General features: G+C 52.0%; 9 protein-coding genes. 2 read left to right on the forward strand and 7 right to left on the reverse strand.

What is annotated here, in order from left to right; genetic code table 11:
• Positions 1–466 precede the first annotated feature (466 nt).
• Both Pan181_RS22830 and Pan181_RS22835 read right to left on the reverse strand, forming a co-directional pair.
• Positions 467–1,795 (reverse strand): tetratricopeptide repeat protein, encoded by a 1,329-nt coding sequence (locus Pan181_RS22830; RefSeq protein WP_145250654.1) that lies wholly within the window; start codon positions 1,793–1,795, stop codon positions 467–469.
• Complete coding sequence (locus Pan181_RS22835; protein ID WP_145250657.1) at positions 1,755–2,339, reverse strand: hypothetical protein; 585 nt, start codon at positions 2,337–2,339, stop codon at positions 1,755–1,757. Before Pan181_RS22835 ends, Pan181_RS22830 begins: the two co-directional genes overlap by 41 nt.
• Positions 2,340–2,414: 75 nt before the next feature.
• Between Pan181_RS22835 and Pan181_RS22840 the strand changes: the two genes are divergently transcribed.
• Positions 2,415–2,720, forward strand: a complete 306-nt coding sequence (locus Pan181_RS22840) for a transposase (protein ID WP_145245198.1) — start codon at positions 2,415–2,417, stop codon at positions 2,718–2,720.
• Positions 2,717–3,601, forward strand: coding sequence for an IS3 family transposase (locus Pan181_RS22845; RefSeq protein ID WP_145245596.1), 885 nt, complete (start codon positions 2,717–2,719; stop codon positions 3,599–3,601). The genes Pan181_RS22840 and Pan181_RS22845 overlap by 4 nt, the downstream gene beginning before the upstream one ends.
• Positions 3,602–3,689: 88 nt before the next feature.
• Here the strand turns inward: Pan181_RS22845 and Pan181_RS22850 are convergent, their stop codons facing one another.
• From Pan181_RS22850 to Pan181_RS22870, 5 genes are all read right to left on the reverse strand, one after another.
• A complete protein-coding gene (locus Pan181_RS22850; protein ID WP_145250660.1) occupies positions 3,690–4,055 on the reverse strand; it encodes a hypothetical protein in 366 nt (121 codons plus the stop codon).
• A gap of 11 nt (positions 4,056–4,066) precedes the next feature.
• On the reverse strand, positions 4,067–5,545 hold the full coding sequence (locus tag Pan181_RS22855) for an RHS repeat-associated core domain-containing protein (protein WP_145250663.1): 1,479 nt from the start codon (positions 5,543–5,545) through the stop codon (positions 4,067–4,069).
• Between the two features lie 141 nt (positions 5,546–5,686).
• The gene (locus Pan181_RS22860; RefSeq protein WP_145250666.1) at positions 5,687–5,986 is read right to left on the reverse strand and encodes a hypothetical protein; all 300 of its coding nucleotides are present in this window, start codon (positions 5,984–5,986) and stop codon (positions 5,687–5,689) included.
• Positions 5,987–6,003: 17 nt separating this feature from the next.
• Positions 6,004–16,758, reverse strand: coding sequence for a choice-of-anchor Q domain-containing protein (locus Pan181_RS22865; protein ID WP_197528621.1), 10,755 nt, complete (start codon positions 16,756–16,758; stop codon positions 6,004–6,006).
• The gene (locus Pan181_RS22870; RefSeq protein ID WP_145244898.1) at positions 16,643–17,584 is read right to left on the reverse strand and encodes an IS5 family transposase; all 942 of its coding nucleotides are present in this window, start codon (positions 17,582–17,584) and stop codon (positions 16,643–16,645) included. The genes Pan181_RS22865 and Pan181_RS22870 overlap by 116 nt, the downstream gene beginning before the upstream one ends.
• Between the last annotated feature and the right edge of the window lie 54 nt (positions 17,585–17,638).

Below are 17,638 nucleotides of genomic sequence, written 5' to 3' on the forward strand. Positions count from 1 at the left end.
GCTTACCTGCAGGGCCCTGTAAGACCTTCTTGTGTCACCTATCCTCACCAGCTAGGACCCCGGCGGGACTCGAACCCACGACCCACGGATTAAAAGGTCGGACGTTGCTTCGCATCACATCTGTTGGTTTAGACTAGAAGCCGTTGGCACAACGGTACTTAGGATTCTCTGTGATTGCAAGTTCGGCTTGTCTCACTCTCTAGACTACAAATTGTATGCCTGTCTACTCGATTCCGTGCCAGATTGTGTGCCTCTGATTGCGTTCATAGCCTAATGCTGTAGCTGCTATTGTGCGTAATAGTTGGGGTTCGCTAACTGCGTAATTCTTCGGGTTCAGGGACAACTGGCTGTAGAAAACCAAAAGCCTAACCGTTAGCAGGCGAGAAAGAATCTGTGTTTCGCCGACTTTCAATTACGCACAAGTTCCTTACTGATTTCGACTCCCCCTAGACGAGAGGATATTGACTCACTCTTCAGCAGCCGCTTTTGCTCTCTCTTCCGTTGGTATGCGAATCGGCGCGAGCAGCTTGCGTGCGGTCGGATCCATGCTTTCGCATCGATCCATGGCCTTCAGAGCCTCGCCATAATCATTGTGCATGTACAATGCAAGAGCGTAGGCGAATTCGTAGTCGAAATTCTTATGATCGGTCTTGTCGGAAAGCGTCTTCAGCAGCTCGCACGCTTCCGCCACTTTGGCTTGATCACGTTTTTTGAACTTCCGGTTCTCGCGCGCCAGGATCACTTTGGCGAGTGCGAATGGAAAGCGATAATCTTCGATTACATTCAACGATACTGCCGAGCGAAAATCAGCTTCGGCTTGCTCCAAGGCACCCGCTTCTTGATTGTGCAGTCCTCTAAGATAGTAGCCATGGTGATGCCCTGGCCATATCTCGATCGCCTTGTTTAGCGTTCGCAATTCCTCTTCGGTATCTCTCAGCCCCGACAGCGCAATCGCGTGCAGGTAATACGCATTCGGGAAATAGGGATTCAACATCAAAATGCGCCCCGTCGCTTTCGACGCGGGTCCGTATTTACCTTCGGCAATCAACAAAAAAGCCTCAGCGATACAAGCAAGATCGGTTGATTGGTCCAAATGCCCCGCTGAAAGCGACTTAAGAACCTCAAGGTGCTCGGCACTAAGATTGCACCGATTCAGAATAGGCATCAAGCAGGCAAACCAATACTCGTCATAGTTTTTTTCCTGAAGCAGCAAATCCAATTCCAGGGCCACTGCCTGACCGTCGCCTTGTACAGCTGCGGAAACCATCGCCCGCACGTAGCGAATCGGAACAGTGTTCTGAATGCCAAGTGGCATATTGGCAAGCAAGCGACTCGATTCGTCATCGTTGTTGAGCAAGACGTTTACCTGAACGAGGCACGCATAAATCTGAGCGTCTTCAGGACTCTTTTCAAGTTTCGCTGCTAACACCGCCGCGGCCTCTGATAGCGGCACGACACTATCACGAGGTATCCAACCTGTGGCACTGTCCGTTATCCACACCTCCCCTTCCCGACACTTACCGCAATTGACGATGCGGTAGGCGGGAACTTCAACCCCTTTGTCTGGGCCATCCTGCGGCGTAGCTGGCACCAGCAATACGGCCTCGAATGGTCGAGTATCGCAATTGGCAAACTCGGGAGGCACCTCCTCTGCCGATGCTGCCCAGGGAGTCAATGCCGTGAAAAGGAGCACCGGAAGTAAACAAACATTCACTCGTGTGCAAGCATTGACTCCACTATTAACTGCATACTGCTTATTCTGTTTTCCAAGGCATGCTATTAATACCATGTTCACCGAAATTGCTCCATTGGAAGATTAGAGTCGAGGCATCCCTAGCGGACAGTGGAATCGCTTCAATGACTTGATCGCCTGCACTTATTCTGAGTGTAGCCCAAATATGCTTTTCATTCGTCAAAGGGTGAAATCCAACATAAACATCGATATGGTGTTCAAAGCTGTAGATGCCTCTGTAACAGTCCATTGCATTTGATATCTTTGACGCTAAGCTACCTGCAGCTCCGACTCGGGTACCGATTCTGCCAAATCTCTGAGAATTCTTAGCTACGACGGCATCCGCGACAGGATTCTTATTCCCAGGATTTCGGAAGTCTCCAGGAGTCTTAACGTCTGTATCGTTTATAGATTCAGAACCAGTATCAAAAGCAATAGCCCCTAATTGCGTTGCCAAAAATGCTTCCTTATCACCGTTACTCCACGGAATTGACGTATAGGGTGTATCCATTTGTGGATCCGTTGGATCGTCTCCATAAGCCTCGGGTCCCATGTACGGTTTGCCGTAGACGAGCATCTCGCCTTTCATGGAAGCCCAGTACAACATGTAAAAGTGCGATAACCCAAGACTTTCGGACAGTGGCGGGAGCCGGAATAATGGTTCCCATAGGAGGTCCGAAATATGGACGAGCAAGCGAAGCGGCAGCGGCCGACGTATAGCGATGAGTTCAAGCGAGACGCGGTGCGACTGGTAGTTGAGGAAGGTTATTCGTTCAAGGCAGCCTGCGAGGCGGTGGGGGTATGCGATGCCACGCTGCGGGCCTGGCACGCCAAATTGGCTCCCCCGCCGGAGCCGTGCGGTGACGACGCCACGGTCGAGGAGATGCGAGCCGAGATCGCTCGGCTCCGCAAACAACTCAAGCGGACCGAACTGGAACGAGAAATCCTAAAAAAAGCCACGGCGTACTTTGCGAAGGAGTCGACATGAAGTACGCCTGGATTAGCGAGCACCGCGACTCCTTTCCGGTGGCCCTGATGTGCCAGCTCCTTCAGGTCAGTCGATCGGGCTACTACGACTCGGTCGACCGTCCGCGAAGTAAACGCTCCGAGCGGACGGCCAAGATTCACGAGTCCGTACGGCAGGTCTTCGAGGCAAGCGACACGATCTATGGTCCCCAGAAGATCGCTCACGAACTCCAGCAACACGAGGAGTTGGAGACGGCCTGTCGTAACACGGTGGCTTCTGCGATGAAAGAAATGGGCCTGAAAAGCCGAGTCCGTAAGCGGTTCACGCCGACGACGACCAAGGCGGATCCGTCCAAACAGCAAGCGCCGAACGTCTTGGATCGGGACTTCGATGCGGAGCGTCCGAACCAGAAATGGGTGACCGACATCACGTACTTGCCGACGCTGGCTGGTTGGGTGTACGTGGCGGTCGTCGTTGATCTGTTTAGCCGCAAGGTGGTAGGTTGGTCGATGAGTCATTCGCTGGCCACCCCGCTGGTGAGCGATGCGTTACGTCAAGCCATCGAGTCACGACAACCACGTACTGGCGAACTGCTGCATCACAGTGATCGCGGTTGTCAGTACACGAGTGAGAGCTATCAACGGACCTTGCAGACACTTGGCATCGAGTGTTCGATGAGCCGCCGGGGCAACTGCTACGACAACGCGGTTGCCGAGAGGTTCTTCTGGAGTCTGAAACATGAGTGGACGAAGCACTATGAGTACGCCGACCTTGAGTCAGCACGCCTGAGCGTATTCAAGTACATTGACATGTTCTACAATCGCCAGCGACTCCACCCGTCGCTGGGTTACACCCCCCCTGAAGCATTCGAAACCGATTACGCCCCGACCGTAGCGGCGTAACAGAATATGGCTCCCGCCGCTGTCCGAAAGTCTTGGGCTATCGCAGCCCAAGTGGTCGGTGAGCTTGTTCGGCAAGATCACATAATAGCTATTCTTTCCAGAACGGCTTCCAGTTTCCAGCATCCCATCGACCCAGAGTTGCACGGGCTCCTGCGCAATTCAAACCCGTTTCTGGCCTGCTTGCGAAGTCTTCAAGAACTGCCTTCGCCTTCTCATGTCGATCTCGTAAGAGAATGCAAGCAACTTCACACCTTACGGCTGGATCTTGGTGTGATAATAATGTTGCTAATCTATCGAGGCCGGCATCGCCATACCTTGGATATAATTCGTCCAAGGCATCTAATGCGGCAGTGTCAAAATCATTCGCATCATCTGGATCATCGCATGATTCACGTTCTAAGAGATTCGCCACATAGTCATCGACCAATTCCTGTATACGTTCTGTGCCATCCATCTTGCTACCTCTTACAACCTCGGAAAAACATACCCCGGTGGCCAACTGCCAGTTAGTTCGTATTCTACTAACGCTTTGCCGAATTGCCACTGTTCCTCGTAGGTAAATTGGCTAATCCAGTCTTGAACTGTTTGCGTACGGTTACCAGTTACAGCACGATTTGCTTGTTGCTGGAATTTCGTAATATTGTCATGAGTGCCGTTTGGCAACGCAATCACATTGCAAGTGTTGTGGATGTCCTGAGGCGTGAATTTCTCAAGATTGCGAGGTCTTTGTTGTACCAAATGGTGCCACGAATGGTTATCACCAGCCCTGCCCAAATGCTTCACCAGTGATGGATGATCAACAAACCCAAGACCTTTCTTGCCTGTCTTCATAAACGAACGTACCGCTTGGGGTACTTTAATTTTCTCTCCAACTCTAAAGAAAATGACTATCTGGGCATTTGAAACGTAAGGCAGGAATCCGATCGAATTGAAGGCGGCAGAATAGAATTGCCCTTTCTTGATTTCTCCGCCGACATCTGCCGCCGTGATAACGATGTCGTAGCCTTCATTGTAAAAGCTAAGAAGGCTAAGATATGCTTGAGTCCCAATAACGGTAGTCCTTACCGCTTTCTTGTACCAGTTCTGTATGTACTCCTGATAGGCACTTGCGGGATCACTGCTGGAACAAATAAGGCTCGCTTTATAGTGATTGCCAGGACCGATGAACTGGTCTTGCAGATTTACAAACTTGACAGCCGCTTCCCACTCGTTGAGATCTGTATCAATGTGGGCAACAGGACTGCCATCTTCAGCTGTACGTAGGGAACTCCACCAATAATCCCCAAAGTTAGCCGTTCCACTCTGCATTTGGAACCAGCGTAAAAACTTCTCATCGAACTTCCGCACGTTGTCCCAGAACATATCCTCATTAAACAGCCCAGTAGGGTCGATGCTCGTTGTTGCCTTATTCCCCACAAAACCATACGAGTTCGTGTCGTCCCACACGAAGTCTTTGCTCAGCCAGCTCCCTGTTGTCGGATCGTACCAACGGGCTTGCATCCAGTAATCACCAGTCGTGGTGTCCTGGGGTTTGCCGTTGTAGCGGAAGAGAGTGTCGTGGCTCGCGTTACTTTGGCTCTGGAGATTGCCAAACGCATCGTACACCAAGTGGTTCACTACGTCGGTGGTTCCGTTCACCTCGTCGTAGATCGCGAGATCGTGTACCGTTCCTTTGTGATCCGTCAGTGCCCACAGCACCTCGTCGGTCACCATGTCGCTGGCGGTGCTATCCCAATGCACCTGCTCGTCGGCTAGTAGTTGATCGACCGCAGGTCCCCACAGATAACGATGGCTGAGGTCTTCTTTGGTGAGGTCCTCACTGGCGGTGGTTACTGTATCGTCAAGCTGCATGACGATTTGTCCGCCATCGTGGACGAAGACGGTCTTTTCGTCCGGCGTGCCATCGCCATCGGTGTCGACCGTGCGAGTGATCCACTGATTCATCGCATCGTAGGTGTGGGGCAATTCCTGCGTCTCGGTCCGACATAGAGATCGATGATCGTAACTCTTGGCAGACGGTTGCGGAGGTCTCGGGGATAGCTCATGAACTGGGTATTGCTCGAACCATAATCCCACTGGAGCCAACTAACCTTCGAACGAAGTACCATCGGCAAATTGAATGCTGCTTTTCAAATAGCCTCCGTTTTCGTCGTATGAATTCCGAAACTTCTGGTCGAGTTTCCCATCGTAGTCATAAATCTCACCGCAAACAAAACGCACTCCGAGACTGATGCGGCAAGTCCCGTTGTCATCAAGTAGTGGGTGCAACGAGTCGTAGTATTCAACTACCGACATATCTTCTTCTATGACTACTACTTCATTGCTATCCAATCCCCTCAAAATAGCTCTTCCCTTAAATTGACCGCCTCTTTTATTAGTTTCCACCGTTCAAAATCCTGTAATTAGTACCCAGATTCTTTGACTGCTTGCAAGAAATCGTTTAGGTACTTCTTATAGATACCACCGTCCGCAGTTTTGTAGAACTCTGTCAGATCGCGGATTACCTCTTTTCGGTCGATGCTCTTGAAGGCTCCCGCGCCTTTTGCGCGAGCATACTTGCAATTCATCCACTTGTCCAGTGAACTATGGAACTGATAATGCAATTTGCGTGGTATCTTCTTTAGTGTCTGATCGGCGGCTCCGCCCAGATACTTAGGAAAAGGATGATGCTTTGGCCATACACTGCTTACTCCACCGGAACTTCCGCCACCCGTTGCCTGATAGACATTCGCGGCTGCATTTCCAAGGTTTGATGTTGCTGCCGCTGTTATGCCCAACTGAGCTGCTAGCTCTGCCGTCAATACAACTGCCTGTCCGTTAATGAATACAACCTCAATATAGCCTCCTCCAACAACCGCGAGCTGAGCAACTTGAACCGCTCCACCCGCTCCTCGCAATGAATTGATCGCGGTTACTGTTCCACTCATGCCGCTCACAGTCATGACGGCATTCATCGTGAAGCCAGTTACATGACCAACTGTTTTACCCGATTCATAGTCCTCGCAGTGTCCATACTGGGGACCGAAACCAGTTCCACCACCGAATGGGTTCAGTGAGTCTGTGACACCATCTACTTCACCCGCAAGGCTCGACGCTTGCCTGCCCGATACGGCTGACTCTACGTAGCCATCTACGAATGCACCGATAATTGATTCTTCGTTATGTTCGCTTGTGCCGTAATAATAGTCGGGAATCCATCCTTCTTTGCCTTGCCAATAGTCTGGAATCCACCCTTCTTTACCTTCAAGGTAATCGGGAATCCATCCCTCTAACCCATCCGGGTCTACATACCCCGTGACCTTATTCCCGACGTATCGATAAAGATTCACATCTCCCGCATCAAAACCCGTGGGGTCTTGGCTTAGCCAGCCGCCGGTGGCTGCTTCGTACGGCCGGTGTTGCGTCATGTTCAGGTCGGTGGTTTCATTAAGCGGGTGGCCGGTGTAACCGAACAGTTGCTCCACTGCCTCGGCATGAGACTCATTCACTTGGTTACCCGACGCATCGTAGAAAGTTTCACCCGTGATATTTCCGTAGCTATCAAACTCGGTATGCTTGCGAAGCGTTCCGCTTTGGTCCACCAGGTCTCGCACTGTTCCCAAGTGATCGGCCAGTGCGAACAGCGATTCGTTCTGGCTCGCGTCGGTAAGGCTCTCGACCGCTTCGTCCACAAGCAACTGGTTTCTACTCGGTCCCCACAGATACCGATGGCTGAGGTCTTCTTTGGTGAGGTCGCTGAAGGTTTCGAACTCGTCGTCATAGGGCTTCGAGTCTTCGAGCTCCATGACGATATGACCACCATCGTGCACAAACACAGTAATGTCGGCATTGCCATTCCCTTCGGGGTACGAGACAACTCGCCGAATCCAGTTGTTCTGGGCATCGAAGATATGGCTGACGATCTTATCGGCCGGACCATCGGCACTCTGGGCAATGGAGACTTCGACGAGCCGATTGCGATGGTCCCACGTATAGAGGGTGACATCAATATCGTCCTGATCCAGCACTCCATTCGAATTGTCGTCTATAAACCGTGCGGTACGATTTCCCTCGTGGTCGTACGTATAGTGGTAGGTGCCATCGAACTCCAACCGATTGTCGTCGTCGGTCGTGTAACTCAGGCGGTTGCCATTCTCATCGTACGAGTAACTCTCATCCGTACCGCTCGTATAGTCGGCATCGGTCAGTTGGCCCCGATCATCGTAGTCGTAGTCGACGTATTCTGCCGAATAGTCGTAAGGGGAGTTCACCCCATTCGGCAGGAAGTCGAGTGCATCGAGGCGGTTTTGGTTGTCGAACGTGTAGCCGTAGCCTGCCAGGAGATTGATACTGCTACCATCGCCTTCCCAATGCTCGATCGAATCCAGACGCCCCCCTGCGTCGTAGTTGTACTCGGTAGAGGCGACTTCGGTGCCATCTTCACCGGAGTAGGTAAAGATGCGATTGATAAGATCACCCGAGACCGGAGTGGTGCCGGCATAGCGTGTCAGCGATTCCAGTTGGCTCGCCCGATTGTACGTCAGTGTAACATGCTTCTGAGCAACGTCGTTTCCACTGTTGTCTTTCTGGCTGATGTCGGTGAGTCGATGAAGATTATCGTAGCCGTAGATGTTCAAGGCGTCAGCGGTGGAAGAGCCATTGTCTTTAAAGAACGTACGTCTAGTCGAAAGTCGGCCCACGGTGTCGTAAATGGAATTGATCTCGATTGTCTCACTCAGCCCAGCGATGTTGATATCTCGCTCGGTCAACTGATTGTGTGTATCATACGTGTAGCTGTAATCGTGGTAGCTATCTTTCGAGTTGAGCAAGCGTCCAGAGTGATCGTAAGAGTAATTGATCACATGAGCTGCGTTGACCGTGAGGGTGGTGCCGGTGATGTCGAACTCGCCCTCCGGGCCTACCCCACTTGTTGCTCCGTTCCATTGTTCCGGGAAATACTCCAAGTTGCCCGACAGATAGCCACTGAGGATGCCATGCTCCGTGCCGGAGGTGCCTTCGAGGCTGGTCGCTGTGTTGCTGTCGAAGTCGACACTGGCCACGATTCGGTCGGTAACAACCGGGGTAAACGAGACCCACGAGGTGTTATTGTTGTATTGCCAACCGGCAGTGCTATCGAAACGAACCGCGACGAAATGGTCGGCATTGTTAATGTTGTTATCGCCGAAGCGGGTGTGGACGCTCTCGTCGCTGTACATCAGGTAGCCGGTGCCCGTGGCAGCATCGTCGACTGCTACACCAGAGTTAATCGGCGAGACCGTGTGGTTCTGAGTCGAGCTGCCCACCCAGACTTCGTTCGTTAAGCGATCGAGGTTGTCGTAGTAGTATTCGGTGGTACGGCCGTTGCGGTCAGTACGTTCGGTGAGGCGACTCGCGTCGTCGTAGGTGTAGTATCGACTGTAACCAAGCTCGTTGGTTTCAGCGACGACGCGATTCAGCTCGTCGTAGGTCCAAGTCGTGGCATTGTCGACAGGATCGGTTAAAGTCGTGAGATTACCAACCAGGTCATAGGCGTACGTGGTCGTCCCCCCCGTCGGGTCGGTGGAGGTCTCGGAAATCAGTCGGTGCAGAGCATCGTAATCGTAATCGCTGCCATCCCCACCGGCATCGCGGACCGTGAGCACGTTGCCGACGGAGTCGTACGTGTACGAGGTATGAGGGGTATTGGTTGTGTCGAACCCGGAGTCGTAAATGCCGAGACCGGCTGTGGTAACATCGGGTGACCACGCAGTGGTGACACGCCCGAGCTGATCGTACTCGAAGCTCGACACTCGGTTTTCGGGATCGGTAACATCGAGCAACTGGCTCGCTGCATCGTATCGATAGGTGGTGACGGGGCCATTGCCGGTTGCCGCGCCGACGGTTCCCCCAGAGTATCGGCCACTGGTGGCATCGGGATCTTCTTGAATGACACGGGTCAGCCGATGCAGTTTGTCGTACTGGTACTCGGTGACATTGCCGAGCTGATCGACATCGTACTGCAAGCGGCCATACGAATCATAGAACTGGTGAAGCTGTGAGCCAGCAAGGCTCGGAGTCGTTTCGTGTGGAAGGGTAACGGTCGACAAGCGTCCCAGGCCATCGTATTCGTAGCTGGTTGTACGGGTAACGGCCTCGGAGCCATCCCAGCCAATCGTCTCTTCGACGCTGGCAAGCATTCCATCCGCGTAATAGGTGTAGCTGGTAATGAGATCTTCGTCGGTGGCAGCTGAAGTAACCCCGTCGACGTAATTGAGAATGGACCGCTCAAGCCGCGATTGGTCGTCGTACTCGTAGACCATGTCGCGATCTAGCTGGTCGGTAATGACACGGACGTTGGAAAGCGTGTCGTACTCATAAGTGATCGGCGTGGAATCTTGACCGGGCAGAATTAGTTGCAGCACGCGTCCGGCGTCGTCGTACTCGTAGCGAGTTACCCCTCCTTCCGCATCGGTCGAACTGGTTAGTTGCCCCGCCAGGTCGTAGGTCATCCCAACATGGACCCCGAGCGTGGCGTACAGATCGGTAGAGCGATGTAACGCATCGTAGCCGTAGCGGGTGACATTACCATTGGCATCTCGATCGGCCAGCAGACGCCCAACCGAATCGTAGGCGACGTGAGAGACGGGGGCCTCCAACGGACCATTGCTGCTGCCGGTGTCATCGGGGTCGGGCTCCGTGACACGAATCGGACGATTGAGCAAGTCGTAATCGTAGCTGACCGCACGGCCAATCGGATCGATGATGGACGTTACGTTTCCAACATCATCGTACTCGTACTGAATACGTATATTTTGGTCTTCGGTTGCGGGTTGGTTAGCTTTGTAATTGGCGTAAACATCGGTTACGCGGTGGCGAGCGTCGTATTCATAGTGGGTGACGATTTCGTCACCGGAGATAGCTCCATCGAACGACTGTATCTCGTTTTCAATTCGACCGGTGGGGGTGTATTCGTAGCGGTAGCTGATCTGATCGCCTGACACGGTGCCGTTTGGATCGGGCAGCGTGATTTCAGTAACCATATCCAGACGGTTGTAGTCGTAATTCGTGGTTCGAAGTATGTCGTCCGAACTTGAGATCGTAAGATCTCCGCCAGAGAGTTGAACGTCCAAAGTGTTGACGACTTCAACCAACTCGCTTACTACCTCGGCGTTGCCGTAGGCATCGAACTGGGTCGTGATGGCATAACTAACCACATCACCATCGACGACAGTTGCTACGGCCTTGACAGCGAGAATATGAAGTGGATCGGCACTCCCTCCGTCGGTGGTCGGATCGGTATAGAGATAATGCGTTTCGATGTCATCCAGATCGGAGCCATCGCTATCAACACGTTCGACAATGGTGTAATCGACTAATCCACTACTTAGGTAGAACACATGTGACACTAGGTCGTCGTTCTCACCAGAAGCAGAGTCATCTTCGAGTCCTATGATTACGCGTGTGGTGACCTGTGAAGGGGCATTCTCGCCATACTCTGTTGACTCGTGATAGTCGACTTTGACCAATCGGCCGAGTTCATCGGTGTAAGTCAGCGGGCGATTGTATGAGTCGTACGCTAAGCCCGTTGTGGCAATTGCCACGGGAATTGCACCTGTAACATCGTAATAGGTGGTACCCGTTTGATTGAACTTGCTATCGTAGGAGTAAGAGACCTGATCAATCAGATTGCCTTCGGCATCGTACGACTCCACCAACGTTGGCTGACCAACAGCATTGCGTTCGTACTCGGTGTAGCTACCCGTTGGGTCGGTTACTTTTGAGATGAAACCATCCGAGTTTATTTCAAAATAGGTGATACGACCTAATTCATCCGTGTAGCTGCCTGTCCGAGACGAGGAACCACTCACTGAGGTGATATCGCTTGACCGGAAAATAGGGTAGTTGCTTGAGCTTGTCGATTTCAGTCCCGAGAATACTGCCTCCGAGAAAAGGCCTGACAAGGGAACAATGAGTTTAGTTGTGGTGCTATCTGGATTGTTGGTGGTAACGACCTGTCCGTCGGCTTTGTAGCTATACGACGTCTGATTGAGTTCTGCGTCCTTAAACGAGGCGATACGTCCCTCTTCATCATAGGTAAACTGAAACAGAGGACCACCGCCTTCAGTAGCTGGCGATTCGGTGCTGGGATCAGGGACTTCGATTCCAACTATACGACCCAAGCTATTGCCACTCGATCCATAGTGAATCATTGTAACGCGGCCAGCATAGTCGGTGACTTTGTTGATTTGACTACCATCCCAATTAAAGGTGGTCGTATGATTATCGAGCGACGAGGTTACGGTCAGGATCTTGTGGGTATTATCAATGTAGCCATAGCCGATAGTGTTACCATAGGCATCTTCCCGTTGCGTGATCCATCCTTCATCATCGAAGTAGGTTTTATTTTGGAACTTATCAGTTAATATAAAACCATCCGAACCGTCCTCTGTGATTTGAGTGGCATTCACATCATGGAGTGCGGTCGATCCAATCGACGATCCGCCGTCCACAGGAAATTCTAGGGTGTATCCGTCTTCTCTCATCCAGTAGATACTTGCGGCCCCTGCGTCGCCTGGAATAAAGATCAGACGTTCCAATCCGGCCATATTCCACCCTTCACCAAAGCCATAATCCGGCTGATTCAGCACCGGAAACCAGGTCGCATTATTGAATGCCGCCTGAGAAGGAGCTGGAGCTGCTGAATCGTAGGGCCGCACAAGAACCTGATGGTAGCCAGAACTCAGTTCCGATGCATCCAGGCCAATGTAGGACGAATAGGGTTCATACAAGACAGGGGCACTACCAATCTCGAGTTCCGGTCGAAGACCGGGCATTGGAAGTGTCGTCCACTGCGACAGGGTGGAGTGATCGGCAAAATAGACATCAAGTGGAAGCGTCGTGCCCAGCCCGGTAAGATCACGCAGTACCAAGTCAACCAAAGCAAGGGCAGAAGATTGTGAAGAAGGAGAGTACTGCAGAGTGCCTGCTGGACCTGTCGAGACTGAGGCGCGGGTATCGCCTGTGGTGTTGCTGGTGTCGGCGCTGACGCCACAAGTACAATCGCATGGGCAGACAGGAGGTGGTTCATCAGGGCTATTGATGACTTTGGTGTTAGTGATGGAAGCGGCTTCGTAAAACTCAATGTGGACATCACTGGTCTGCCGAACCCACTCCGCACTGAAACCACTACCAGTATCGGTATAGACAGTCTTATCATACACGTGATAGGTGAGGGTTGCGTCTCCACTAAATGTATCATCCACGCGATAGCGCAAAATGCCTGGAGTGACATACTCCTCAGAAAGAGCAGCCCAAGTAATCTGCCCACCATTGTCGACAGCATATTCAAGTGTCCCTTTCGCTGGAGGGGTTAACTTCAAATACTCATTGGCCGAGGGATCAGTGGGTTGTGCATAGAGGTAGGAACCATCAGTTGGTGCCATATAATTCGAAATCCCAGGTGCGGGATCAAATTCAACATAGCTTGTGCTAGAGTCATTTGGATCTCGTTCAAGTCCCATTCGCCCATCACCATGATAGAGGCCTCCTTGTGAGATCTGGTAACTGCTGCTTGAGAAGTATCTTCCGAGTGAGACTGATAAGTAAACTACCGCTGGCGTGGAGTTCTGACTGCTATCTTGCAACACGATATCGAAGCGTAGAGTGACTGCCTCAATGGGAATGTCAGTCACTGTGAGAAGCCCCGTCGCTGACAACTGCGCATTCGACGGTGAAACGCCTGATGGCCAAGAGAAAGCTACGGCATCATTCTCTTGGTCCTCCGCGAACAGTTGTATATCAATCGACAATGTCTTAGATACGAGATCATAGGGAGAGTCGTTGTCATATGTGTAATGCTGCTCGTGGTGGACGAAAGTCAAGAACACATTATCTGCTGGAAATCCACCATCATTAGAATGCTGAGAATCAACCGGCGCACTTGGATTCGTATGCACACCGTAATACGGATCATCTACTGTTGTCGATACATTGGCCGTACTTTGAAGAGTGGGAGCATGGTTTACATACTGCGAAGCAGGCTGCTGTTCTACAGTGATACTCCGCTCATCCAATATGACTGGCTGACCAGGATCACTTTCATTCACGGCCATGACTTTATACGGATGGCTGGTGGTACTTGATGTCGTGTTCTCTGGAGGTTTAATGGAGATCAAGTTCTCGGTGATGGTAACTCCAGTCGTGACCACATTTCCTTGACTATCGGTGACGTAAAGCGATATCCATCCAGTCGTGGGGTTCCTCAATTTGAGGGCAGGAGGATAAACGACGGCGTGTTTTACGACAAAGGTATCGTTATTGGGGATTTGTGCCGGGCTAGTTTGAGTTGCTGTATATTGCCAGGTAGGATTGCCAATAAAGCTGAAAAAGGGTTCTGTGCTATTCGGTATGGCAGTCGGCGTTTGATCGGCTCCAAGGTCCGATATTTCGCCTGAATCGATTGTGTCATAACCGTCATTTCCATAGACGGCATCACTCCCGTTTCCGCCATAAAGCACGTCCCCACCTTCGCCGCCGTACACCTCATCGTTGCCATCCCCGGCGAAGACAACATCGGCCCCGGCGTCTCCATAGATGAGATCGTTGTACGAACTGCCGAAAATCTGATCGGCACCTTCTCCGCCATAAACAGTAAGACCAAGAGGGAAATCGGCAGCGACGTTGATAATGTCGTCTCCCGCTGCACCATAAACGGTCACCGAATTGGCGTTTGCAAAATCAACCGGTAGTTCGAGACCACCCAGCGTGTCGAAATAGACATGATCGCCATTAAGGGTAATCGATTCCGATCGATCAGTACCCCAGATCGTATAGTTCCCATTTCCATCGTCGTAGATTGGGCTTTCAAAGGCCCCGATGTCGACGGTGTCCCCGAGTTGTCGAGGGAACTCTCCGCTCCGTTGATCCGTTGAAAGAGATGCTGCTTCTGCGTTATCGCCCATTCCGATCGCCGGACTATTCGGCAATAGTGCATGTGTTGGAGTAGTGCCACCGTAGTATCCGAGTTCTGTGATCTTGGCATCCGTGGATGCGACCAGAGCAATGTTCTCATTACTGGCAGCCGTGAACGTACCCAGAGCACCGGAAGCAATCTTATACATGTTATGTCCACCGCTGATAGTAGAATCTGTGGAGACATAGAGATCTACCATGTGCGTCGCGCTGATATTAGCAACTAGAATTGTGTTGTTGATATCTAAATGTGGACCGATCTCATCCTCTTCCAATCCCTCTTTTTTCGCGACCCACAAGCCAGCAATATGTCCACTGCTGTTTGTCCTGTTGTGAGCAATGGTGCTGTTGGTGACCTCTACTGATAGATTTCCATCGCCAAGGATGTACACGCCACCGCCACCGGAACTAGAGGTGCCACCATTGTTGGTCGAGATCGTGGTGTTGGCGATTCGGTGAGCTCCGTAAAGACCGGCTGCATTGGAAATAAAGATACCAGCGCCCACCCCAGTTGTTATGTTTTGTGAGAACGTGCTGTCTGCAATGTCAAGAGATGCCGTTGCGTCATGGACCGTCCTGTAGCAGATGCCGCCACCATAGGTTGATTGGTTACCCGTAAAATGACTACCCGATACGGTAACCTCGGCATCCAGTGCGTATAACCCGCCACCATATCCGGAAGCAAAGCCATCCGCGACTGTGAGTCCATCGAGTTCGATGGAGGTCCCAGCCGCAGCATGAAGAACGCGTGTCTGCTTAGCTCCGCTAATCGTTAGTAAATCAGCACCAGGACCTTCGAAGCGAATGTCGTCGTCGAGCACCAATTGATCTGCGGTGCCATTTTCGTCGATGTCGCCAAGAATGATTTGTTGTGGGCCATCAGCAAAGAGTGATTCGTCAAACGTAATTGTTTCATACCACCCTAGAGCCGCGTCTGCCTCCAGAAGTTCTCGGAGAGTATGTTTGTCGCGGCGGAGGTTATCCATGCCCGCGTCGTCGAGAGAGTTAACGACTTGATTGGGGGAAGTGGTGAACTCAAAATCGAGCGTATCATTGGACGTATTGGATTGGGTTCCTTGATTGGGAGTTCCCTCCACCTTTGCATACACCGTATCGGTTGCAACGACGGATGCGAGATAGCTCGGGGCAATCGTCAGGCTGTGCGATCCTAACGCTCCAGACTGAATCGACGATGTGTAGAAAGGCGTTCCAGGAGCACCAGAGCGATACAGTTTTACCGTAACGTTGGTAAAACCTTCACCAAGCACTGAGTAGTCGACGCGCAGGTCGTCGCCATCAACAGTAAATTCGTTGAGAACCAAGTCAGGGGCAGTGGTATTGCTAAGCGTAGGGCCATCCGGCCCCGTCGGCTGCGAAGCAGTGAAGTAGACTAGGGTATTTGTGTCAGCGGGGCGCAACCAGAACATCAACTCAGGGGACTCTGCCACAAGCCCCGTTTCGCCTTGCCGCGCGTTCCAGACATCAAAGTCCGCTTCGTTGACAAAGCCATCGAACGTCGCATCCCCCTGTCCAAATCGGGCGTTGGGGAGTTCTACGCTCGAAGTCCCATAGCTGGCCTGGTAGATAGACCAATCCAAGGCATCAACACTACCATCCTGGTTGAAGTCGCCGCGAGAGACTCCATGACGCCGAAAGAAATCGTCGACATCGTCGCTGTCGATATCTCCATCTGCATATCCCCCGTCGTTTCGTAGAGTTAGGTCGTCAGTATCGTTCGCACGAGGACCATACTCGGCCACATAGGCACTCCAATCGACCACCGCCAGATGGAAAGCCTCGATGTCACCCGTCATGCCATTGGCATCAAACACGCCGTCACCATTGGCATCTCCGTAGATCGCCGCACGGTGAACGATGGCATCAAGATCGACCTCAGTCGTTGACTGGCCGACCCACGTGCCGACATCGGTGAATTGGTCGACTTTGCTATCCAAGTCAAGCGTCTCATAGATGCGTTCCCAGGTGAGATTAGTTTCATCCCAGTCGCTGGCAGTGCCTGTTCCTCCGAGGAGTGAATCCCACACCCAGACATGTACATCACCTGAACTTGGATTCAGCTCATCTAATTGCAGCGTGGAATGGCCTTGTTGACTAACTCCACTCGAACTGTGGAAGCCCGAGTTGGGTGAATTGATTGATGATTTTACAGCGCAAGCGGGCTTCCGTTTGTTGGTTTTCGAATACTCGGTTTTTGAGATGGCTCCCAAAGCTTTGTTTCACTCGGTACATGGTCGTTTCCGCCAAGCTTCTACGATGATAGCCCACTTCCTCTTTCCAACTCCTACGCCCCTTGCGTCGAATCTGACGAATTGCCTCGTCCCGGGGCAAAGGCTCCTCCGCAGAGTTGCCATGTTGTTTGATCTTGGCGTTGTGCTGCGGCGGAATCACCGGCTCAATGCCTTCGGATTCCAGCCCTTCATAAACCTTCCACTTGTCGTAACTACCGTCGCCGTGAAACTTTTTTACGGGCTGCTCCACCTGCTCCAGCATTTCGGGAACCGCATCGGCATCGTGGCAACTGTTCTCGGTCAAAATCTCCGCCACAATCTCGCGGGTGTCAGGATTCACCGACAAATGCAGCTTCCGCCATGTCCGCCGCTTCGACTTGCCATGCGTCCGCATCTTCCATTCGCCCTCGCCAAACACTTTCATGCCGGTGCTATCCACCACGATATCGATGTCGCCCCTCTTGTTAGCGATATCGAGCGAAACATTCAGCTTGCTGGCTCGCTTGGCGAGCGAAGAATAATTGGGAATCGCTGCCTCGACGCCCAACATCGCCACCAGCGAGCGGCCGAATCCCTCAGTCTGCCGATAGGGAAGTTTCAGCAGTTCGCGAATCGTCAGCAAGCACTCGATCGCCGTATCGCTGAAGACAAAAGGGCGACCGACTTTTGTCTGGTCGTTAGGATGTTCCCAGTTCTCCAACGCCTCGTCGCTAAACCAAATAGTGATGTTTCCACGCTCGATGAGCGACTTGTTATACTCCTTCCAGTTCGTGACTTTGTAGGTTCGTTTTTCTTTCGTAGCCATGTTCGATCTCCGTAAAAAAGGTACGTGGTTCCATTCCACGTTAGTTTTTACGGA

The sequence above is a fragment of the Aeoliella mucimassa genome, assembly GCF_007748035.1.
GTDB classification, from domain to species: Bacteria; Planctomycetota; Planctomycetia; order Pirellulales; family Lacipirellulaceae; genus Aeoliella; species Aeoliella mucimassa.